The 21144-nt window shown below is 67.8% G+C and carries 17 protein-coding genes; 6 read left to right on the forward strand and 11 right to left on the reverse strand.

The annotated features are described in order from the left end of the window. Positions 1-213: 213 nt before the first annotated feature. Positions 214-1890 (reverse strand): GMC family oxidoreductase, encoded by a 1677-nt coding sequence (locus AADI75_RS10895; protein WP_341209055.1) that lies wholly within the window; start codon positions 1888-1890, stop codon positions 214-216. A 68-nt stretch (positions 1891-1958) separates the two neighbouring features. Continuing rightward, positions 1959-2516 (reverse strand): gluconate 2-dehydrogenase subunit 3 family protein, encoded by a 558-nt coding sequence (locus AADI75_RS10900; protein ID WP_341209056.1) that lies wholly within the window; start codon positions 2514-2516, stop codon positions 1959-1961. A gap of 440 nt (positions 2517-2956) precedes the next feature. On the opposite strand from AADI75_RS10900, the gene AADI75_RS10905 reads away from it, so the two are divergent. Then, a complete protein-coding gene (locus AADI75_RS10905) occupies positions 2957-3151 on the forward strand; it encodes a hypothetical protein (RefSeq protein WP_341209057.1) in 195 nt (64 codons plus the stop codon). A gap of 83 nt (positions 3152-3234) precedes the next feature. Beyond that, entirely contained in the window at positions 3235-5694 is a 2460-nt protein-coding gene (locus AADI75_RS10910) for a zinc-dependent metalloprotease (RefSeq protein WP_341209058.1), read from the forward strand. Positions 5695-5703: 9 nt separating this feature from the next. On the opposite strand, the gene AADI75_RS10915 is transcribed toward AADI75_RS10910, so the two are convergent. Then, positions 5704-6477: an SDR family oxidoreductase gene (locus AADI75_RS10915; RefSeq protein ID WP_341209059.1), complete on the reverse strand. Its 774-nt coding sequence runs from the start codon at positions 6475-6477 to the stop codon at positions 5704-5706. A 194-nt stretch (positions 6478-6671) separates the two neighbouring features. Between AADI75_RS10915 and AADI75_RS10920 the strand changes: the two genes are divergently transcribed. Next, positions 6672-8765, forward strand: coding sequence for a PAS domain-containing protein (locus AADI75_RS10920; protein ID WP_341209060.1), 2094 nt, complete (start codon positions 6672-6674; stop codon positions 8763-8765). A gap of 215 nt (positions 8766-8980) precedes the next feature. Next, complete coding sequence (locus AADI75_RS10925) at positions 8981-9919, forward strand: cation diffusion facilitator family transporter (protein WP_341209061.1); 939 nt, start codon at positions 8981-8983, stop codon at positions 9917-9919. 7 nt (positions 9920-9926) lie between these two features. Here AADI75_RS10925 and AADI75_RS10930 read toward each other — a convergent pair whose 3' ends face one another. From AADI75_RS10930 to AADI75_RS10955, 6 genes are all read right to left on the reverse strand, one after another. After that, positions 9927-10532, reverse strand: a complete 606-nt coding sequence (locus AADI75_RS10930) for a DsbA family protein (RefSeq protein WP_341209062.1) — start codon at positions 10530-10532, stop codon at positions 9927-9929. A 62-nt stretch (positions 10533-10594) separates the two neighbouring features. Beyond that, positions 10595-11452, reverse strand: a complete 858-nt coding sequence (locus AADI75_RS10935) for an amidohydrolase family protein (protein ID WP_341209063.1) — start codon at positions 11450-11452, stop codon at positions 10595-10597. A 10-nt stretch (positions 11453-11462) separates the two neighbouring features. Beyond that, positions 11463-12281, reverse strand: coding sequence for an IclR family transcriptional regulator (locus tag AADI75_RS10940; protein WP_341209064.1), 819 nt, complete (start codon positions 12279-12281; stop codon positions 11463-11465). Positions 12282-12286: 5 nt separating this feature from the next. Further along, the gene (gene fucP / locus AADI75_RS10945; protein WP_341209065.1) at positions 12287-13591 is read right to left on the reverse strand and encodes an L-fucose:H+ symporter permease; all 1305 of its coding nucleotides are present in this window, start codon (positions 13589-13591) and stop codon (positions 12287-12289) included. A 50-nt stretch (positions 13592-13641) separates the two neighbouring features. After that, positions 13642-14652: a zinc-binding alcohol dehydrogenase family protein gene (locus AADI75_RS10950; RefSeq protein ID WP_341209066.1), complete on the reverse strand. Its 1011-nt coding sequence runs from the start codon at positions 14650-14652 to the stop codon at positions 13642-13644. A 349-nt stretch (positions 14653-15001) separates the two neighbouring features. Further along, complete coding sequence (locus AADI75_RS10955; RefSeq protein WP_341209067.1) at positions 15002-16813, reverse strand: DUF885 family protein; 1812 nt, start codon at positions 16811-16813, stop codon at positions 15002-15004. Positions 16814-16955: 142 nt separating this feature from the next. On the opposite strand from AADI75_RS10955, the gene AADI75_RS10960 reads away from it, so the two are divergent. Both AADI75_RS10960 and AADI75_RS10965 read left to right on the forward strand, forming a co-directional pair. After that, positions 16956-18737, forward strand: a complete 1782-nt coding sequence (locus AADI75_RS10960; protein ID WP_341209068.1) for a cation:proton antiporter — start codon at positions 16956-16958, stop codon at positions 18735-18737. A gap of 47 nt (positions 18738-18784) precedes the next feature. Next, positions 18785-19942 (forward strand): glycosyltransferase family 1 protein, encoded by a 1158-nt coding sequence (locus AADI75_RS10965; RefSeq protein WP_341209069.1) that lies wholly within the window; start codon positions 18785-18787, stop codon positions 19940-19942. A 188-nt stretch (positions 19943-20130) separates the two neighbouring features. Here AADI75_RS10965 and AADI75_RS10970 read toward each other — a convergent pair whose 3' ends face one another. Together AADI75_RS10970 and AADI75_RS10975 are read right to left on the reverse strand one after the other, a co-directional pair. Then, on the reverse strand, positions 20131-20421 hold the full coding sequence (locus AADI75_RS10970) for a DUF2218 domain-containing protein (RefSeq protein ID WP_341209070.1): 291 nt from the start codon (positions 20419-20421) through the stop codon (positions 20131-20133). Beyond that, entirely contained in the window at positions 20418-21059 is a 642-nt protein-coding gene (locus AADI75_RS10975) for a PadR family transcriptional regulator (protein WP_341209071.1), read from the reverse strand. The genes AADI75_RS10970 and AADI75_RS10975 overlap by 4 nt, the downstream gene beginning before the upstream one ends. Between the last annotated feature and the right edge of the window lie 85 nt (positions 21060-21144).

Below are 21144 nucleotides of genomic sequence, written 5' to 3' on the forward strand. Positions count from 1 at the left end.
CGTCATCCCGACCCCTTCGTGACACTCGGGAGAGCCTGGCCCCGCCCTCCTGCCTTCGCTCAATTCCCAAAGAGCCAGCGCCCCCCCCCCCCGGATAACGTCAGACTGCATGGCGATGGGTGGCTCTGACGCGTCGTCGCCTTGTCTGACGGTCGATGCCGCCCCGTTGCCGTGATCCACTCTTTCTGGTCGGACGACGCACGCTGGCGCGGCTCAGATCACGCCTGCCTTCATCTGCTTGACCGCATGATCCGCCGCGCGCGCGGTCATTGCCATGAAGGTCAGCGACGGGTTGACACACGAAACCGACGCCATCTGCGCGCCGTCGGTGACGAACAGGTTCGCCGCGTCGTGCGCCTGGTTCCAGCCGTTGAGCACCGAGGTATTGGGATCGCGCCCCATCCGTGCGCCGCCCATCTCGTGGATCGCCTCGCCCGGAACATGCTTGCCGCGCCCGCCGGTGACGTTGGTCAGCCCGGCGCGGCGCAGCATCAGCTGCCCCTGCTCCAGCGCGTCGTCCATCATCTTGATCTCGTTGTCGCGGAACGTCACGTCGAAGCGCAGCAGCGGCGTGCCGAAGCGATCCGTCTTGTTGAAGTTCAGCATGACGCGATTGTCGTCATACGGCAGGCACTCGCCGAACGCGCCCATCGAGAAGCGCCACGGACCATATTCGCGCATTCCGTGCTTCATGTCCGCGCCAAACCCGTCGACCATCGCCGGTTGACGGAACGCCTGCCCCTGATAGCCGTAACCGCGCTTGAACGGCAGCTGCTCGGACACGAGATTGCGGAAGCGCGGCACGTAGACGCCGCCCGGCCGCCGGCCATATTCGATCAGGTCGGTCATGCCGGGGATCTCGCCCTGCACGCCGACGCGGAAGATATGGTCCATCACCTGGCTGCCGAGCGCGCCGTTCGAGTGGAACCAGCTCCGCTCGCTGTCCTTCGGGCGCGAGTTGAGCAGGACGTGCAACGAGCTCATCGCCGAGGCGCACAGGAACACCATCCGCGCCTGCACCACCTCGGCGCGCCCGGTCTTGGCGTTGACCATCCGCACGCCGGTAACGCGCTTTTTCGCGGGATCATATTCGAGATTGGTGACCCATGTGTCGGAGCGCAGCGTCAGCCGCCCGGTCGCGCGCGCCGCCGGCAGCGTCACCGCCTGCGTCGAGAAATACGCGCCGAAGCTGCACCCGTGGCTGCATTGCGACCGCTTCTGGCAGCGCGTGCGGTTCTGCTCGGGCTTGTCCTCGGTGATGTTGCTGAGGCGCGCGTTGATCAGTTTGCGGCCCGGGAACTCGCCTTCCAGCCGCCCCTTGAGCCACTTCTCGGCGACGTTCATCGGGAACGGCGGCATGAACTCGCTGTCGGGCAGATAATCGAGGTTCTCCTTGCCCCCCGACACGCCGATATACTTCTCAACATAGCTGTACCACGGCGCGACGTCGTCATAGCGGATCGGCCAGTCGACCCCGACGCCCTCACGCTTGTTCGCCTCGTAATCGGTCGGCGCCCAGCGAAAGCTCCACCGCCCCCAGGTCAGCGATTTGCCGCCGACCACCGACGGGCGCACCCAGTTGAACTTGTTGGGGGCGTCGTAGTCATACGGGTTGAGACGGTCGTTGATGAAGAACGGCTGCGTCGCGGGCGATACCCAGCCGTTGAGCGCGAAATAATCGCGCTTGGCGAGCGCGGCGGGCATGCGGTCGCGCGCGGGGGTTTCATAGACGGACTTGCCGTCGAACGGATAATCCTCGCCATGTTCAACCATCCGGCCGCGATCGACCATCAAGACGCGCAGGCCCTTCTCGGTCAGCTCCTTGGCGGCCCAACCGCCGCTGATGCCGGAACCGATGACGATTGCGTCGAAGCGATCTGTTGCTGCCATGATCTTGAAAGTCCGCCGGATGAGTGTTCGGGGAAAGCGGCGGCGCGGCCGTGCGCGCCGCACGAGGCTCAGGACGAGAAGATGCGCTTCACCTTCGCATAGGGGTAAGCGCCGTCGTAATCGCCCGGGACCGGCAGATATTCGCGCTCCTTCGTGATCCCGACCTCCGACGTATAATAGCCGGTGAGCACCAGCTGCTTGAACGCCGGGAAGAAGTCACTCGCGCCCGGCAGCTTGTCGTTCATCGCCAGCGTCAGCAGCGCGTCCTGCTGCGCTGCGGTCGCCTTCACCGCCTGCATGCGATAATCGGCCATGCTGCGCGCATCGATCGCCGCGAGGCCGCCAAGGATCGTCCCGCGCTCGTCGTCGATCGCCCAGTCGCCCAGCATGTGTTCGATATATTCCGGCACCCCGGCGGCGATCGCGCCCGGCGTGTCGGTGGTCGGGATCACCCGCTCGCTCAATGCCGCGACCAGGGCGCGCTGCGCCGCGGTGAAGACCGGCGCGGGCGGGCCGGTGTTGATCACCGGATCGGGTTGATAGGCGACGGCGCGGGCCAGCGGCGCGAACACGCCCGCTCCGAACGCGGCGACCATCCCGGCCAATGCAGCGCGACGATCGATCATCGCACCGCCTCGCGGCCGCGACCTGCGTGAGCCTGCCTCATACCTCTTCCCAACCCGCTTATTTCTCGGACAAGCCTATGCCTGTGTCGCCGGTCGCGTCAATGCGCCAATGGTCTAGGACCGATCGACATTCCGGCTCGTGAGAAAGCATGGGGAAAGAGGGGGCTGCACGCGGAGGCGCGAAGGGCGCAGAGATGGTGCGCTCTCCGCCTTGGCAGCTATTCTCTCACAATCCAAACTGACGGGTTGCGCGTTCGGACGCTCGCCGGGACGGCCATCAAAGCCAGTCTGGGCGTGTTCCGCGGCCGGTTCCCGCCATTAACCTTATCTCAGCAAGCATTTGTCATGAGGGAGCTACACCCGGCTCGCTTGGCGGCTTTACATGGCGGTATGCCGGTCGCTGCCGATCGGTCCCCCTACATTTGGGAAGGAGGTTCTTGATGACGACGCGCGGCCTTTCGGTCTGGTTCGGGCTTGGTTCCAGCCTTCTGGCCATCCTTGTCGCCGTCGAGCGGCCGCACTGGTTCGGTCTACCCGCCGCCGCCACGCCGGCGACGCAGACGGCGCGCACGGCGACACCGCCCGAGCGATCCGCTCCGTGGCTCATCAAGCGCCACACCGACCCGGCGCGCTAATCGGCGCTGATAACGCAGACATTTCGCCGCGCACCTTGCGAACTGTGCCCCGGCTCTCCTACGGTGGCGCTTCGGGGGTGACGATGAAGCGTTTGGCGATCCTGTTGGGCAGCGTTAGCGCGTTGCTCGTGCCGGCCATGAGCCATGCCGCGGCCGCGAAAGCGCCGGCAACCGCCGCATCGAAAAGCGATCCGCTGACCGGCACCGAGCGGCTGGACGGGCTATTGCCGGTCTATATCGATCGCAAGGCCGGCCGCATCCTGCTGGCGCTGCCGACGCCGGGGCGCGACGGGATCGCAGTACGCTTGCTCTACACCAACGCGCTGCGCACCGGGCTCGGCTCGGCCCAGATCGGGCTCGATCGCGCGCAGCCCGGCCCGGCGCAGGTGCTGGTGATCCGCCGGCTCGGCAAGAAGGTCGCGTTCGAGCTGGAGAACCCGCGCTTCCGCGCCGCCGGCGCCTCCGCCAGCGAGCAAGCGGCCGCGGCCGATGCGTTCGCGACCTCGACGCTGTGGCTCGGCGACCTGGTCGACGCGGAGGACGGGCGGATGCTCGTCGACATCGCGCCGTTCCTCGCGCGCGACACGAAGGGCGTGACCGCGCAGCTCAACTCGGCCGGAGAGAAGGGCTGGAAACTGGTCGACGCGCTGAGCGCCGCCGACACCAACGCCGTTCGCGCCTTTCCGCTCAACCTCGAGTTCGAGGCGCGCCAGACCTATGCCAGCGACACGCCCGGCGCGGAGGTGCGCAACATCGCCCCCGATCCGCGGCAGGTGACGCTGGTCGTCCGCCACAGCTTCGTCGCGCTGCCGCCGCCGGGCTATGTCACCCGTGCCTTCGATCCGCGCGGCGGCAGCTTCTCTACCCAGACGTTGAACTTTGCCGCGCCGCTCGGCGGGCAGATCGTCCAGAACCTCGCCAATCGCTTCCGGCTGGAGAAGATCGATCCCGCCGTCCCGCGTTCGCGCGTGAAGAAGCCGATCGTCTTCTACATCGACAATGCCGCGCCCGAGCCGATCCGTACCGCGCTGCTCGAAGGCGCATCGTGGTGGAAGACGGCCTTCGAGGCGGCGGGCTATATCGACGCCTACCGGGTCGAGATCCTGCCTGCGGACGCCGACCCGCTCGACATCCGCTACAATGTCGTCAACTGGGTCAATCGTGCGACGCGCGGCTGGTCGTATGGCTATGCGGTCAGCGATCCGCGGACGGGCGAGATCCTGAAGGGCTCGGTGCTGCTCGGCTCGCTGCGCGTCCGCCAGGACATGCTGATCTACGAGGCACTGGTCGGCGCGGCGAAGAACGGCACCGGTGGCCCCAACGACCCGGTGCAGGTCGCGCTCGCGCGCATTCGGCAACTGGCCGCGCATGAGGTCGGCCATGCGCTGGGCCTGCTCCACAATTTCGCGGGCAGCACGCAGGGCCGCGCCTCGGTCATGGACTATCCCGCCCCGCGCATCGGGCTGGTGGACGGCGTGCCCGATCTGTCCGACGCGTACGGGGTGGGCTTGGGCGCGTGGGACAATCACGCGATCGACTGGCTCTACGCCGACCCCGCCGGCACCAACCCCGACGTCGCCGCCCGCGCGAAGGCGGACGCGGCGGAGCGGGCCGGGCTGCGTTTCGTCTCGGACGAGAACGCGCGGAACGTGTCCTCCTCGCAACCGTGGGGCAGCCTGTGGGACGACGGCGCCGATCCGGTCGCCGAACTCGAACGCATGATGCAGGTCCGCAGCGCCGCGCTGTCGCGCTTCGGCCCGGCGGCGCTGACCCCCGACGAGCCGGTCGCGGCGCTGCGCCGCAAGTTCGTGCCGCTCTGGCTGCTCCACCGCTATCAGGTCGAGGCGGCGGCGAAGGTGCTGGGCGGCGTCGTGTCCACCTATGCGGTCGCGGGCGGTGCCGGCGGGGAGTCCGCCCCCGTCGATGCCGCCGCGCAACGCCGGGCGCTCGACGCCCTGCTCGCCACCCTCGCCCCCGCCGCGCTCGACGTGCCCGATCGGCTGATCGCGCAATTGTCGGCCGGCTGGTCGGGCGAGAGCGACCGGCAGACCGATATCGAGGTGATGCGCACCGCCGGCAGCGCGGCGTTCGACCCGCTGGTCGCCGCGCAGGTCGCGGCGCAGGTCACGCTCGGCGCGATCCTGGCGCCCGAGCGGCTCGCACGCCTCGCCGATCAGCACCGCCGTGCCGCCGACGTCCCGGGCGCAGACCTGATCGCGACCCGGTTGCTCGCGCTCGCCGACGCCGAGGTGTCCGACCCGCGGCTCGATGCGGTCCGCCGCGCGATCGGGACGCGCATCGTCCTCGCGCTGGCCCGGGCCGCTGCCGCGCCCGAAACAGGCGACGAAGCAGCCGGCGCGATCGATCAAGCGCTGCGCGACTGGGCGGAGAAGCAGCCGAAGCGGCGCTTCCGCGACCCGGCAGACCGCGCCTGGGCGCTGTCGACCGCACGGTTGCTTCTGGACGAGACGCGGCGCACCGCTGTGCTCGCCGGGCAGGCCGACGACGTCGTCGTGCCCCCCGGGATGCCGATCGGCGGCTGAGCGAAGGCGCTATTCGCCCCCGGCCGCGCGTTGCTGCGCGGCGCGCTCGGTCAGGGTCTTCAGCGTCTCGTCGAAGCGTCCCTCGCGCTCGGCCTGCCGGAGGAACTGCACCTCGTCGACCAGGATCTCGCGCGGCGTCGGCTGTTGCAGGAACTGCGCCGCGACCGCATCGGCGAACGCCTCCAGCGGCATGTAGCCCGGCCGATGCGCCTGCCCGGGCGTCAGGTCGGTCTGCACGCCCGGCGGCGCCAGCTCGATCACCTCGACCTTGCCCGCTAGTTGGGTGCGCAGCGACACGGTATAGGAATGGATCGCCGCCTTCGTCGCCGAATAGGTCGGCGCCATGACCAGCGGGACATAGGCGAGCCCCGACGTCACCGTGACGATCGCCGCGTCGGGCTGCGCCACCAGGTGATCGGTCAGCGCATTGGTCAGCCGGATCGGGCCGAGGATGTTGATCGCCACCGTCCCCTCGGCATCGGCCAGGTCGCGCCGCTGCGTCAGGTCCTCGTACGTCATGATCCCGGCATTGTTGAACAGCACGTTCAGCGCGGGAAAGTCCGCCACCACCTGCTCGGCGAACGCCTCCACCGCACCGGCATCCTCGACATCCAGCGTCATCACATGGATGCGCTCGCGCCCGGCCGCCGCTTTCTCCAGCGCGTCGCGCCGACGGCCGGCGATGATGACGGTGTCGCCGCGATCGTGGAAACGATGCGCCAGCGCCTCGCCGATCCCGCTGCCGCCGCCCGTCATCAGGATCGTATTGCCACTCGTCTTCATGCGCTTCGCTCCGCCTGCTTCCGCCGCTGCCAACGTTATGAACAAGCGACGGGTTTCGCGCCCGCACGCCGTTCGTCGCACATCCCGCGCCGGTCGCCGGACCCCGCCGCGCGGTGGCGACGTCCGCCGGACTTCCTTGATTGACGTCCGCACGCTAGGTCAGCCCCCACCTCCCCGCCAGCCGCCCGGAATCGATGACCGACCTTCCCTCGACCACCCCCGACGATCTTCCGCCCGGGCTCCGCTTCCTGGCCGGTGGCGGGGCGGCGACCGGGTTGATCCTGGCACGCGACTGGCGCGATCACCCGCTCGGGCTCCCGGAACACTGGCCCGCGCCGTTCAAGGCGGCGCTCAGCCTCGTGCTCAACTCGCCCGAATCGATGATCCTGTGCTGGGACGCCGAGGAGCTGTTCTTCTTTTTCAACGAGACCTACTTTCCGCTGCTCGGCCCGCGGCTCGACTGGGCGATGGGCACACCGATGCGCGAGGTATGGGCGGATGCCTGGGATCAGGCGCGCCCGATCGTCGACGATGCCTTCGCCGGACGCAGCCGGCGCTTCGTCGACTTGCCCTGGAAGCTGGCCACCGATCGCGGCGCGGCGGATACGTGGTGGAGCTTCTCCTATTCACGCATCCTCGACGAGCAGGGCGAGCACGCGGGGTTGTTCATCTTCACCAACGAGACGACGCAGCGCGTGCTCGCCGATCGCGCGCTGCTGGAAAGCCGGGCGGAACTGGTGCGCCTCAATGCCGACCTTGCCGAACAGGTCGCGCAACGCACCGCCGAGCGCGACCGGATGTGGAATGCCTCGCCCGACCTGATGGTGGTGGTGTCGACCGACGGCCGCTACCTGGCGGTCAATCCAGCGTGGACCGACATCCTCGGCTATCAGCCGGCCGAACTGCTCGGAATCGATGCGCTGTCGCTGGTGCATCCCGACGATCTGCCCGCGGCTGTCGAGGCGCTGGCCGCCGCGCAGGCCGGGACGATGCCGACCTTCGAGACGCGCTTCCGCCATCACGACGGCAGCTACCGCTGGTTGCAATGGGTCGCCGCCCCCGGTGAGGCGGAGGTCTTCGCGATCGGCCGCCATATCACCGAGGCGAAAGAGGCCGCCGAACAGTTGAAGCGCGCCACCGAACAGCTCAGCCAGGCGCAGAAGATGGAGGCGATCGGCCAGCTCACTGGAGGCGTCGCCCATGATTTCAACAACTTGCTGACGATCATTCGCGGCTCGGTCGAGCTGCTGCGCCGGCCCGATCTCGCGCCCGAAAAGCGTGATCGCTATGTCGAGGCGATCGGTGAGACCGCCACGCGCGCGGCAAAGCTGACCGGACAATTGCTCGCTTTCGCCCGGCGTCAGGCGCTGACTCCCGAGTTGCTCGACGTCGGCGTGACGGTGAACGAGATTGCCGAGATGGTGCAGACGCTGATCGGCGCGCGCGTGGCGCTGCATGTCGAGGCGCCGGAAACCCCGTGCCTTGCCGAGATCGATCGCAGCCAGTTCGAAACCGCGCTCGTCAACCTCGCGATCAACGCACGCGATGCGATGGACGGTCAGGGTACGTTGCGGGTCGCGATCACGCCGGTCGGCGAGATCCCGTCGCTGCGTGGCCACCACGGCGTCAGCGGCGAATTCGTGGCGGTCGCGGTGATCGACAATGGCGCGGGCATCCCGCCTGAGGCACTGCCGCACATCTTTGAGCCGTTCTTCACCACCAAGGGCGTCGGCAAGGGCACCGGGCTGGGGCTGAGCCAGGTGATCGGTTTCGCCAAGCAATCGGGCGGTGACATCAGCGTCACCAGCGAAGCGGATCAGGGCACCACCTTCACGCTCTACCTTCCGCGCGTGACCGAAGGCCGCGCCGCAGACGATCGAAACGAGGACGACGGACCCGCCGATGGCCAGGGCGCCTATGTCCTGCTGATCGAGGATAATGAGGAGGTCGGACAATTCGCCACCACCGCGCTCAACGAGCTTGGCTATCGCAGCCTGCTGGCGACCAACGCCTATGATGCGCTGGCGATACTGGAGGCGGATGCCGCGCGGTTTGACGTCGTGTTCTCCGACGTGGTGATGCCGGGCATGAACGGAGTCGAATGTGCGACGCGCATCCGCGAGCGCCATCCCGCGCTGCCGATCGTGCTGACCAGCGGCTACGCGCATGTCCTCGCCGAAAACTGGCAGCATGGGTTCGAGCTGCTGCACAAACCCTATTCGATGGAGCAACTCTCCCGCACGCTGCGCCGGGCGGTGGCGCGCGGCGCACGCGCCCGGGGCGAATAAAGATGATGTGCGTTCGATATCGTCGATCGTGATTGCGAGCGTAGCGAAGCAATCCAGCGCGGCCTGATCCGCCTCTGGATTGCCGCGCTACGCTCACAATGACGGGCGGGAATGACGTCAGCACGCTCCAGGTGCAGTGATCGGCCGACCGCCATCGCGAGCGAACGGAACCCTGCCCCTCCCCTCGCGTCTCGCTATCCAGCGAAGGGAATTGCGTGAGCGAAACAAAACCAAAAAGCTGGCGCGACAATATCGTGCTGTTCGGCGCGCTGGCGGCGAACCTGGGCATTGCGGTGGCCAAGTTCATCGCGGCGGCGATCACCGGATCGTCGTCGATGCTGACCGAAGGGGTCCATTCGGTGGTGGACAGCGGCAATCAGGTGCTGCTGCTCTACGGCCAGCGCCGCGCGCGCCGCCCCGCCGATGCCGCGCACCCGTTCGGCTATGGCCGCGAGCTGTATTTCTGGGCGTTCGTCGTGGCGATCCTGATCTTCGCGATCGGTGCGGGCGTATCGATCTACGAAGGCTATCTGCACGTCATCGAGCCGGAGCCGCTCGTCGATCCGCTCGTCAACTACATCGTGCTCGGCATCGCCACGCTGATGGAGGGTGCCTCCTGGACGATCGCGATGCGCGAGTTCAACCAGACCCGCGGCGAGTTGGGCTGGTGGCAGGCAATCCACGAATCGAAGGACCCGGCCGGGTTCATGGTGCTGTTCGAGGATAGCGCCGCGCTGATCGGCCTTGTCGTGGCGGCGATCGGCGTGTGGTGCAGCCATTATTTCAACGATCCGCGGCTGGATGGCGTCGCCTCGATCGTGATCGGCGCGCTGCTCGCGGCGGTCGCCGTGCTGCTGGCGCGCGAGGCCAAGGGACTGCTGATCGGCGAGCGGGCCGACCCGGCGGTGATCGCCCGCGCCCGCGCGATCGTCGCGGCGCATCCGGGCATCAGCGCGGTCAACCACGTCCGCACCGTCCACACCGCGCCCGACATCGTCTTCGCCGCGATCAGCGCCGATTTCGACGATCACCTGTCGATGGGTGCCGCCGAGGCGCTGATCGAAACGATCGAGACCGAGCTGCGCACCGCGCTGCCGCAGCTCAGGTCGATTTACATCCGGCCCGAGAAAAGCGCCGACGCGGTGAGGTTCTGACGAGCGCTCAAGCGCCTTTTCGCGCCGCCGCGAACAGCCGCGCGAACGCCCCCGTCTCGATCACCCCTACGGCGAGCAGCGAATTCGCGAGATAGCCCGGCGTCCCCGGCAAGCCGATCGATGCCGCTTCGGTCGCATGTCGACGAAGCTGCGAGTCGATCTGCGCGCGGTGGGTCGACAGGTCCGCCAGAACGCGTGGCCAATCGCCGCCGGACGCGACGACGGCGGCGCGCAGATGGGCAGGGTCGAGCGCGGCGGGTGCGGTCATCAGCCGGCGGTGCAGCTCGGGGTAGATGCCCTGCGCGACGCTCGCGAGCGCCACGCGCGCCGCCTGCTCCGAGACTGCACCGAAAATCGGCCAGTCCTTGAACAACAGCCGCACATCGCCGTCTTCCGCCACCGCCTCGGTCAACGCCGGGAAGCCGTGGCGGCATGCCGGGCAGCGATAGTCGCTGAACACCGCCAGCCGCAGCGAGGCAGTTGGCGGGCCAATCGCGGGCGCGTCCGGATCACCCAGGATCGCCGCCACCGCCCCCGACGCCCGTACGTCGCGCCCGACCGGTGCGGTTCGGGAAAGCACGCGGCCCAGCGCCCAGCCCGCGCCGCCCGCCACGCCGAGCGTCAGCAGCGCGCGGCGCTCGATCCCGACGATCGTGCGACGCGGCGATGGTTCGGTCAGGGCGATGCTGTCGCCCCCGTCGGCGGTTTGTAGAAGGCGAGCGCGTGGCCGCCGAAGATGCCGTCGCTTGCCCCCGGACAGTGACGTGCGACATAGGCGGCGATCACGTCATGCACCGCGCCGTAATCGGCCGCGAGCAGGCAGACCGGCCAGTCCGATCCCCACATCAGCCGCTCCGGCCCGAACGCGGCGAAGACGTGGTCGAGATAGCGTTCGAGATCGTCCGGCGTCCAGTGGGCGTGATCGGCCTCGGTGACCAGCCCCGACACCTTGCACATCAACCCGGGACAGGCCGCAGCGGCCTTCAGTCGCTCCGCCCAGGGCTGCCATCCCCCGCGGGCAATCGCGGGCTTGGCGGCGTGGTCGAGCACGAACCGCCCTGCCCCGACCCGGTCGAGGAACGCCGGCACCGTCGCGAACTGCCGATGGTCGACGAGCAGATCGTAGCTCAGCCCCTGCTTCGCCACCGCGCGCACGCCGCGGACGAATGCGTCGCCCAGCAGGAAGTCGGCGTCGGGCTCGTCCTGCACGACATGGCGGTAGCCGACCAGCAACGGCGCGGCGTCGGCCGCCACCCGCTCGGCGATGTCGTCGGCGCGCAGATCGATCCAGCCGACCACGCCGCAGATTGCCGCACCACGCGTCACCGCATCGAGCAGCATCCGTGTTTCTTCGGGCATCTGCCGCGCCTGCACCGCGATGGCGCCTGCTATTTTGCGCGTCGCGAGCGCACCGGCGAGCGCTTGGGCGTCGAAATCGCGCGCGATCGCGCTCCCCGGATCGATCCAGCCGAACGCCGCCGGATCGTAGCGCCAAAAGTGATGATGCGCGTCGATGCGCGGCGTCTGGGTCACAGCCTGTCCTTCAACCCGCCGGATGATGCCCCAGCGTCAATGAGATACGCGCCGCCGCCGCTTTTAGCAGCCCGGAAACCGCGTCCAGCTTCACGCGCTGCGACCCGTCGATCAGCTCCAGATACGGCACCGTCAACGCACCGACGATCTCGCCACTGAACGCGAAAACCGGATAACTGACGTCGGTAACTCCTTGAGTCACCGGGCTTTGCCGACGATCAAACCCTTGCCGCCGCACGAGCGCGAGCCGTTCCTCCAGCCAGTCCAGGTCGACCGGCTTGCCCTGCGCCGCCGCCGCCTGCGCAACGATCCGCTTTGCGCGCTGTGGCGAGGAAAAGGCGAGCAGCACCTGCCCTGAACAGCTGCGGATCATGTCGATCGCCGCGCCGAGCCGCAGCGAAAAGCCCCGCATTCCAGGGTTTTCCTCGCGCGCGATCACCAGCCCATAGGCGCCGTTCGGGACGACGAAATGGCAGGATTGCTCGGTTTCCGCGGCGAGTTGCTGCATCTCCGGCGTCGCGGCGCGCGTAAGGTTCTGCGCCGGCGTCGCCCGGTAGGCGAGGTCGAGGATCTTGTACGACACGGTATAGCGGTCGTTGACCGGCGAGCGTTGCAGATAACCGATCTGCTCCATGACCACGACGATCCGGAACAGCTCGCCCACCGAGCGACCGAGCGCCGCGGCCATGTCGGTGACCAGCGCGCCCTGCGGATAGGCGGACAGCAAGTCGAGGATCTCGAACGCCTTTTCCAGCGCGGGTGCGGCATAGGTGGTCTGTTTCGGCTTGCCCTCACCCTCCGCATCGGTCTGTTTGCGCGCCCGCGCCATCGGCGTCAGGCCCGCGCGCGCGTGCGGACCGCATAGGTCAGCACCACGAGGAAGCACGCCGCCGGCACCAGCATCGCCGCCGCGATCCCGACGCGATCCGAGACGAAGCCGATCACCCCGGTCAGCACCGCGCCGCCGATGATCGCCATGATGATGATCGACGAGCCGAGCCGCCGCAGCGGGCCGAGCGTCTCCACGCCGAGCGCGAAGATTGTCGGAAACTGGATCGACATGAAAAAGCTTGTCGCGACAAGCGCGTAGAGCCCGATCGTTCCGCCGACCAGCGCCGCGGTGGCCGCGAGCAGTGCGGACACGCCCGCGAAGATCGCGAGCAGTCGCGCCGGCGCGATCCACGTCATCAACGTCGTGCCGACGAACCGCCCGCCCGCGAACAGCAGCAGCGAGACGAACAGCATGTCCGCGCCCTGTCGCTCGTTCCAGCCGAGCGCGCCCTGCGCATAACGGATCGTGTAGCTCCACAACCCGACTTGCGCTCCGACGTAGAAGAATTGTGCGATCACCGCGCCGATCAGCCGCGGGTGGCGCAGCAGGTCGGCGAAACGCTGCGTCTTTGCTTCCTCCGGCACGTTGCGCACCAAGGCATTGCGCGGAAAGGCGGTCAGCGCGGCAGCGCAGGCGAACAGCAGCACGATCGCCGCGATCGCCAGATAGGGCGTCGCAACTGCCTGGACTTCGTTGCGGTAAAAGGCTGCGCGTGCAGCGGCGTTCATCCCCGCGAGCGTCGCCTCGTCATGCTCGATCCCCGACAGGATGAAGTTGCGCCCGATCAGGATGCCGGTGATCGCGCCGAACGGATTGGCAGCCTGTGCCCAGTTGAGCCGCCGTGTGGCGGTCGCGGGATCGCCGAGTTCGGTCATCAGCGGATTGGCGGACGTTTCGAGAAACGCCAACCCGGCGGCAATGACGAACAAAGCGAACAGGAACAGCTGATAGGCGCTGATCGCCGCCGCCGGATAGAAGAGCAGCGCGCCCACACCATAAAGCATCAGACCGGTGACGATCGCCGCCTTGTACCCAAACCGCCGCAGCACGATCGACGCCGGGATCGCGAACACGAAATAGCCGAGGTAGAACACCTGCTGCACGAAGCTGGTGCCGAAATCCGACAGTGTGAACGCCTTCTTGAACTGCGCGATCAGGATGTCGTTGAGGTTGTTCGCCATCCCCCAAAGGAAGAACAGCGCGGTGGTGATGACGAGCGCCGGTACCCAGCGCCCCGCCGCGCCGCGCGCGCGCGTGTCGTCCGCGCGGGAATGATCCTCAAGCGGAGGGGAGCCTTGCCACGCCATTTGCCGTCATCCTCTTTTTCGCTGAGCCGGGTCGTCGCGCCCGCGCTTTGTCAGAACGTCACGATCGCCTTCAGAACATGGTCCGCTTCTTCGATCAACCTCGGCATCCGCTCAGGCAAGTCGTCCGCCTCGACGCTATGCGTGTGGAGCGCATCGGTGGGAATGTCGCCGCTGCGGATTGCGGCGAGCACACGCGCGAAATCGCTGGCCAACGCGTTGCGGCTCGCGATCAGCGTGGTTTCGCGGCGGTGGAATTCGGGATCGGCGAAGATCAGATCGTCAGGGACGACGCTGACCAGCACATAGCTGCCGCCGCTCGCGACATAGTCGAGACCCTTGCGCATCGCATGGATGTTGCCAGTCGCGTCGAACACGCAATCGAAGAAGTCGCCATCGGTTCGGGCCGACAACGTATCGCGAATGCCGTCGTCGACCGTCACGACATCGTCGAACCCAAGCCGCGCGCGCGCGTAATCGAGACGAGAGGCACGCGTGTCGATGATCGTCACCCGCGCCCCATCCAGCCGCGCGAACAGCGATACCGCAATCCCGATCGGCCCCGCGCCCGCGACCAGCACGCGGTCACCGGGTGACAAGTTGGCGCGCGCCACCGCATGCGCGCCGATCGCGAGGAACTCGACCATCGCCGCCTGTTCGAGCGTCAGGTCGTCGGCGGGGATCACCGCGCGCTCGGGCACCGCGATCATCTCCTGCATGCCGCCGTCGGTATGGACGCCGAGCACCGCGATCCGCGTACAACAATTGGACTTGCCCTTGCGACACGCGACGCAGGTGCCGCACGACAGATAGGGATTGATCGTGACACGCTGCCCGACGCGCAGCGTTGAGCCGTCGGGCACCGCCGCGATCTCACCGGCCAGTTCATGGCCCATCACGCGCGGGTAGGACAGGAACGGCTGGTTTCCTGCGAAAATATGATAGTCGGTACCGCACAGGCCAACGCGGCGCATGCGCACCAGCACCTCGCCAGGTGCGGCGATCGGCGCATCACGCTCGACACGTTCGAGCGCGAACGGCTCGCGGCACAAGACGGCTCGCATCGCTGGACTCCCCTCCCCTTTGGAGATTTCATATATGAGACTTGGCTAGCAATCGAGCAAGCCTCTTGTCCGGCGGAGTCTAGCGCCTTTTCGGGTGACGGAGCGGATCGGATCGATCGTCACCGATCTCCCGTCTCACCCCGTCGTTGCCGACTTGATCGAAACCCTGCGAACGTTCGAGCATTTCTCGGTACGCGACGGCTTGAATGTCCCGGGACGATGGGCGCCGGGATACGTCCGGCATGACCGACCGGGTTTCCCAGCAACCTCGAATTATTTCGCTAGGCTACTTCCACCCGGTTGCTGGCCGCGAGCTACCGACCATTTCCCGACGGCCTGAATTCGCGGTTTACCCCATCCGCTCGCGCACCACTTGCTCCAGCACCGTCAGCGGCATCGCGCCCAGCGTCAGTACGCGGTGGAATTCCTTCGGGTCCCACTTCGCCCCCGCCTTCCGCTTGGCCTTGTCGCGCAGCCGCGTCCAGACGGTGTGGCCGATCTTGTAGCTGCACGCCTGCCCCGGCCAGACTGTATAGCGGTCGATCTCGCTTTGGCTGCGCCCGCGCGCGATCCCGGTGGTGGCGATCAGGTAATCGGTCGCCTGCTCGCGGCTCCAGCGCTTGGCGTGCATCCCTGAATCGACCACCAGCCGCGTCGCGCGGAACAGCAGGGATTGCAGATAGCCGACCTGCCCGAGCGGATCGCCGTCATACATCCCCATCTCGTCGGCAAGCTGTTCCGAATAGAGCGCCCACCCCTCCGAATAGCCCGAATAGAAGCCACGCCGCCGGATCAACGGAACGTCCTGACTCTCCAGGGCCGACATCACCTGCAGGTGATGCCCCGGCACCGCCTCGTGATAGCTGAGCGTCGCCAGCCCGAACTTCGGCCGGTCGAACGTGTCGCGCAGGTTGATGAAGTAGATCGCCGGCCGCGACCCGTCGAGCGAGGCCGACTGATAATAGCCGCCCGGCGCACCGGCCTGGATCGCCTCGGGTACGCGGCGCACCTCGACCGGCGCACGCGGCTGGATCGCAAATTGCTCGGGCAAGCGTTTCGTCATTACCGCGACCTGCCCGCGGAGTTGTTCGAGCAACGCCTCGCGGCCCGGATCGGTGTTCGGATAAAGCTGATCCGGCCGCTTGTTGAGCGCGACCAGCCGCTCGCCGACCGTCCCCTGCGTCATCCCCTGTTTGCGCAGGATGCCGTCGATCCGCGCGCCGATCTCCGCGACCTGCGCGAGCCCGAGCCGGTGGATCGCGTCGCCGGTCATGTCGGTGGTCGTCGCCGCGCTCGCCGCCGCGGCATAATAGGCTTCGCCGTCCGGAAGCCGCCACACGCCGGCATCGTGCACCGCGCGCCCGCGCAGTTCGCTCACCAAAGCGCGCTGGCGGTCGAGCGCCGGAAAGACCTGCTCGGTCATCAGCTTCACCACCGCCGCGGCGCGATCGGCGGGCAGGTTCGCTGCCTTCAGCTTGGCGGTGATGTCCGTGGCGGGGCCGGTCGCATCGGCAGCCTTGTCGCGCACCGCCGCGAGTTGCCGGAGCGTCGTGTCGAGGATGTAGTCGGGCGCGAACACGCCCTTGCCGGCATCGACGCGCTGGCGCTCGGTCTCGGCGTCGATCACCGGCCCCCAGGCGGCGACGCGCGCGACATAGGCGTCGGCGTCGGCGGCGTCGCGCACGCGGTGCTGGTTGGCGAGAAAGTCGGGCACGTCGCGATACGCGCCGGTCAGCTGCGTCAGCACATAGGGCGCGTACCGCCCCGCGCTCGCGCCATAGTCGTAGCGCGCACCTGCCAGCACCCGGTCGATGCTGTAGGCGACGATGTCATAGTCGAGCCGCGCGGCGTCGCCGAGCGCGTCGCGCGGAATCGCCCGCAACGCCGCACGCTCGGCACGCGCCCGCGCGAAGTCGCGCAACTCTCCGGCGCGGCTCGCATCCGACAGTCGCGACTTCAGCGGCGCGCGCGCGCCGGTGTCGAGCCCCAGCGACGTCGCCTGCTCCGGGCTCTCATCAAGCCGTGCATAGAAGAACCGATCGAGCAACGCGCGCAGCTCGGCATCGCGCGGTCCGCTTTTCACGGCGGCGGTCGCCGTACGGGGAATGGCGGCAAGCGCCGCCGCGGCACTGGCGGAGGCAAGGAACTGGCGACGACGCATGCGAACTCCCGGTCTGTTTATGACAGCCAGACTGACGTTAGCATCGGCCTTTGTCGAGCATGTGCAGCCGCTTGCGCAGCAATCCGCCTTTTTCGGGTGACGAAGGGCGACAAACCACGTCGCGCCTGCGTAAGGTCTGTGCATGGCGATCGGACTGCACAACGAAGGCTTCTCGGACGCGTTGGTGGTGCTGGGTGCCGCCGGTCTGGTGATCCCGGCGTTCGCGCGGTTCCGGATCAGCCCGGTGATCGGTTTCATTCTGGTGGGCGCGCTGGTCGGCCCCGCCGGGCTCGGCGCGCTCGTCCCGCGTGCGCCGTGGCTGTATTATTTCACGATTTCCAACCCGGACTCGATCGAGCCGTTCGCCGAGTTCGGGATCGTACTGCTGCTGTTCTCGATCGGGCTGGAACTGTCGTTCCGGCGATTATGGGCGATGCGGCAATTGGTGTTCGGCACCGGCCCCGCGGCATTGGTCGGCTGCGCGGTGCTGGTCGGGGTCGTCCTGCATCTGATGGGGCAGAGCTGGGGCGGATCGGCGGGGCTCGGGCTCGCGCTCGCCTTGTCGTCGACCGCGCTGGTGCTGCCGCTGGTCGGAACCACCAGCCCGGTCGGGCGCGGTGCGTTCGCGATCCTGCTGTTCCAGGATCTTGCGCTCGTCCCGATCATCTTCGCGCTGGGTGCAATGGCACCGACCGCCAGCGCCGACGGCTGGGTCGGCATCGCGGGGGTCGCGCTGCGCGGTGGGCTGACCGTGGTGGCGATGTATGTCGGCGGACGGCTGGTGCTGCCGCGGCTGTTCGCGCAGGCGGCGCGCACCAAGAGCCCCGAACTGTTCCTCGCCGCCTCGCTGCTGGTGGTGATCGTCGCCAGCGTCGCGACCACCGCGGCGGGGCTGTCGCCGATCGTCGGCGCGCTGCTCGCCGGGCTCCTGATCGCCGAAACCGAATATCACACCGAGGTCGAGGTGATGACCGCGCCCTTCAAGGGCCTCGCGCTCGGCGTGTTTCTTATCACCGTGGGCATGAGCCTCGATCTCGGCGCGATCGCGCGCAACTGGATGCCGCTGCTCACCGCGGTGCTCGGCGTCGTCGCAGCCAAGGCGGTGGTCACCTATCTGCTGCTGCGCGTCGCCAATGCGCGCCCGGGCATTGCGGCGGAAACCGGCATGCTGATGGGCAGCCCGTCGGAGACGACGCTGATCGTGCTCGCTACCGCCGCGCAGGCGCAGCTCATCACCGCCAGCACCGCCAGCTTCTGGCAGACCGTCACCGCGATCGGGCTGACGATCACGCCATTGCTCGCGCTACTCGGGCGCGTGATCGCGCGGCGCATCGAGAAGCGCGACGGCGCGCGCCCCGATCCGCTCGATCATGGCGAGGGGCAGCGCGCGGTGGTGTTCGGCTTCGGCCGGGTCGGGCGGATGGTCGCCGACATGCTGGCGCGCCATGACCAGCGTTTCGTCGCGGTGGAGGCGGATATCGATGCGGTGACGCACGCGCGCGCCGGCGGCTATCCGATCATCTTCGGCGATGTCGCGCGCGCTGAATTGCTGGATCGGCTCGACCTGAGCAGTGCGCGCGTCCTGATCCTGACGATGGACGACCCCGTACTGACGGTGCGGCTGACCAAGCGGCTGCGCGCCGCCTTTCCCGCGCTGCCGATCATCGCCCGCGCGCGCGATACCGTGCACGCCGCCGAACTCTATAAGGCCGGGGTGACCGATGCGGTGCCGGAAACGCTCGAAAGCTCGCTGCAATTGTCGGAGGCGGTGCTCGTCGATCTCGGCGTCGCGATGGGGCCGGTGATCGCGTCGATCCACGAGAAACGCGAGGAATTGCGTGAGACGATCCGCCGTACGGCAATGCTCGATCGCCAGCCGCGGATCCGCCGGATTCGGCGCAGCGATGAAATCCGACCCGCTTGAGTGCAAACGGTCGCGATTTTGCCGCACATGGTGGCTAGCGGGCGGACATGAACCCGTCCGAACTGCGTGTCGCCTTCGTCAGCGGCAACTACAATTACGTGCGCGACGGCGCGAACCAGGCGCAGAACCTGCTGGTCGGCTATCTTCTCGATCAGGGCGTGCAGGTGCGCGTCTATTCGCCGACCACGCCGACCCCGGCGTTCGAGGCGCGCGGCACCGTGGTCGACGTGCCCGCGATCGCGATGCCCGGCGGGCGCGGCGAATATAAGCTTGGCCGCGGGCTGCCCGCCAGACCGCGTCGCGACATGGCGGCGTTCGACCCGCATCTGGTGCATGTCTCGTCGCCGGAGTTTCTCGGTCACGCCGCCGTCACCTGGGCGCGGCGTCGCGGGCTGCCGGTCGTCGCGACGGTCCACACCCGCTTCGAAACCTATTTCCAATATTACGGCCTGTCGCTGATCCAGCCGGTCATCGTCGCGATCCTGCGCCGCTTCTACAATCGCGCCGACCGCGTGCTGGTGCCGACGCCGTCGATGGCGCAGGTGGTGCGCGACCTCGGGGTCACGTCGCCGATCTCGATCTGGGGTCGCGGCGTCAACCATCGCCGCTTCCACCCCGATGCGCGTGATCTCGCGTGGCGACGGTCGCTGGGGATCGCCGATGACGAGGTGACGATCGGCTTCCTCGGCCGGCTGGTGCTCGAAAAGGGGCTCGGCGTGTTCGCCGACGTGCTCGCGCGGCTCGACGCGCTTGGGGTGCGCCACCGCGTGCTGGTGGTCGGCAAGGGCCCGGCGCGCGACTGGTTCGCGGAGCGTGTGCCGCAGGCGGCGTTCGCGGGCTTCCAGAGCGGCGACGATCTCGGCCGCGCGGTCGCGTCGATGGACCTGCTGTTCAACCCTAGCGTCACCGAGACATGGGGCCAGGTGACGTCGGAGGCGATGGCCGCCGGCGTGCCCGTGGTGGCGGCGCGCGCAACCGGCGCGGTCGATCTGCTGGAGGACGGCCGCACCGGCTTCCTCGTGCCCCCGGACGATCTCGACGGCTATGCCGCAGCGATCGCGCGATTGGTCTCCGACCCCGCGTTGCGCGCAGCGATGGGCCGTGCCGCACACGACCGAGCGCAGGACTTCCGCTGGGACACCGCCAACGCCGCGGTGTTGCAGGCTTATCAGGAGGTGCTGGCGTCGCGCCTACAAACGACCTGATCAGCCTCCACCGTCTCGTTTAAAGTATGATCCGTTAAAGCTGAAACGTCACCCCGGCGAAAGCCGGGGCTCAGTTTGGGGGACGCTGATAAAGGGTGTCGCGCCTCATGTCTTCGGCCTTCCCAGCTGGGCCCCGGGCTTCGCCAGGGTAACTGTATGATCCGCTTCAAGCCGGGGTGGCTTAAACGCTAAACCGCCCGCCAGTCGAACGTCAGCGGCGCCTCGCGGAAGGCGAAGCGGTCGAGATGGCTCGCCACCACCTCTTCCATCCGCGCCACGTCGCCGTCTTCGGGCACCGCCAGCCGCACGTCGAGCGTCTCGCTGTCCGCGCGCAGCTCGACCGTCGCGCCGTTAGGAAACGCGATCGTCGCTTCCTGCTCGGAAAAGCTGACCTCCATCTTGTGGCTCCAATGCTTGGCGAGCTGCTGAAGATAGCGGCTCGCCGAATGCGTCGGCACGCGCGCCACCCGCACCGTCACTTCAGCCGCTCCACCTTCTGCGCCACCTCGTCGATCAACGCGGCGATCTCGTGGAGCAGTTCGGGCGACGCGTCGGCGCGCTTCACGCGATCCATCACTGCGTGACGAAGGTTGTGCATCGCGCGACGCACCGGCGCGCCTTCGCCCTCACCCTGCGCACGTTGCGCCGCCAGCGCTTCCAGCCGCGCCATCAAGGTCGCGACCGTCTCGGCCTGTTCATCGAGATGCGCTCGCCCGGCGTTGGTCACCGCGAACCGCTTGCGCGAGCCCTCGCTGGCCTGCTCCGCGATCAGTTCCATCTCGTCGAGCACCGTCAGCGTCGGATAGACCACGCCCGGGCTCGGCGCGTAGGCCCCGCCGGTCAGCGTCTCGATAGCCTTGATCAGTTCATAGCCGTGGCGCGGGGTGTCGGCGATCAGCTTGAGCAATACCAGTCGCAGCTCCGATCCGTCAAACATCCGCCGGCTGCGCCCGCCGCCCCCGCCACCGCCACCGCCCCCGCCACCGCCGCGGCGATGTTCGCCTTCGTTGAGCCGCTCGATCCAGTGGAAGAACCGCTCGGGATCAAACCCGCCGCCTGCACCGCGCGGTCCGAAATGATGATGGCGGCCGCGGCCACCGGGTGAAAAACCGAACATCCGGTCGACTCCGTTTCGTGTCATGATGCAGCAAGATATATCTTCGTTAGCTTTACACAAGAGTGCTCAAGATATATTTTCGCTT

The organism is uncultured Sphingomonas sp. (assembly GCF_964021865.1).
Taxonomy (GTDB): domain Bacteria; phylum Pseudomonadota; class Alphaproteobacteria; order Sphingomonadales; family Sphingomonadaceae; genus Sphingomonas.

Coding starts and splice junctions, on each gene's coding strand:
- AADI75_RS10915 (WP_341209059.1), bottom strand. CDS start 6,477: ATGAAGACGAGTGGCAATACGATCCTGATGACGGGCGGCGGCAGCGGG.
- AADI75_RS10975 (WP_341209071.1), bottom strand. CDS start 21,059: ATGTTCGGTTTTTCACCCGGTGGCCGCGGCCGCCATCATCATTTCGGA.
- AADI75_RS10955 (WP_341209067.1), bottom strand. CDS start 16,813: ATGCGTCGTCGCCAGTTCCTTGCCTCCGCCAGTGCCGCGGCGGCGCTT.
- AADI75_RS10940 (WP_341209064.1), bottom strand. CDS start 12,281: ATGGCGCGGGCGCGCAAACAGACCGATGCGGAGGGTGAGGGCAAGCCG.
- AADI75_RS10895 (WP_341209055.1), bottom strand. CDS start 1,890: ATGGCAGCAACAGATCGCTTCGACGCAATCGTCATCGGTTCCGGCATC.
- AADI75_RS10920 (WP_341209060.1), top strand. CDS start 6,672: ATGACCGACCTTCCCTCGACCACCCCCGACGATCTTCCGCCCGGGCTC.
- AADI75_RS10910 (WP_341209058.1), top strand. CDS start 3,235: ATGAAGCGTTTGGCGATCCTGTTGGGCAGCGTTAGCGCGTTGCTCGTG.
- AADI75_RS10965 (WP_341209069.1), top strand. CDS start 18,785: ATGAACCCGTCCGAACTGCGTGTCGCCTTCGTCAGCGGCAACTACAAT.
- AADI75_RS10960 (WP_341209068.1), top strand. CDS start 16,956: ATGGCGATCGGACTGCACAACGAAGGCTTCTCGGACGCGTTGGTGGTG.
- AADI75_RS10900 (WP_341209056.1), bottom strand. CDS start 2,516: ATGATCGATCGTCGCGCTGCATTGGCCGGGATGGTCGCCGCGTTCGGA.
- fucP (WP_341209065.1), bottom strand. CDS start 13,591: ATGGCGTGGCAAGGCTCCCCTCCGCTTGAGGATCATTCCCGCGCGGAC.
- AADI75_RS10950 (WP_341209066.1), bottom strand. CDS start 14,652: ATGCGAGCCGTCTTGTGCCGCGAGCCGTTCGCGCTCGAACGTGTCGAG.
- AADI75_RS10905 (WP_341209057.1), top strand. CDS start 2,957: ATGACGACGCGCGGCCTTTCGGTCTGGTTCGGGCTTGGTTCCAGCCTT.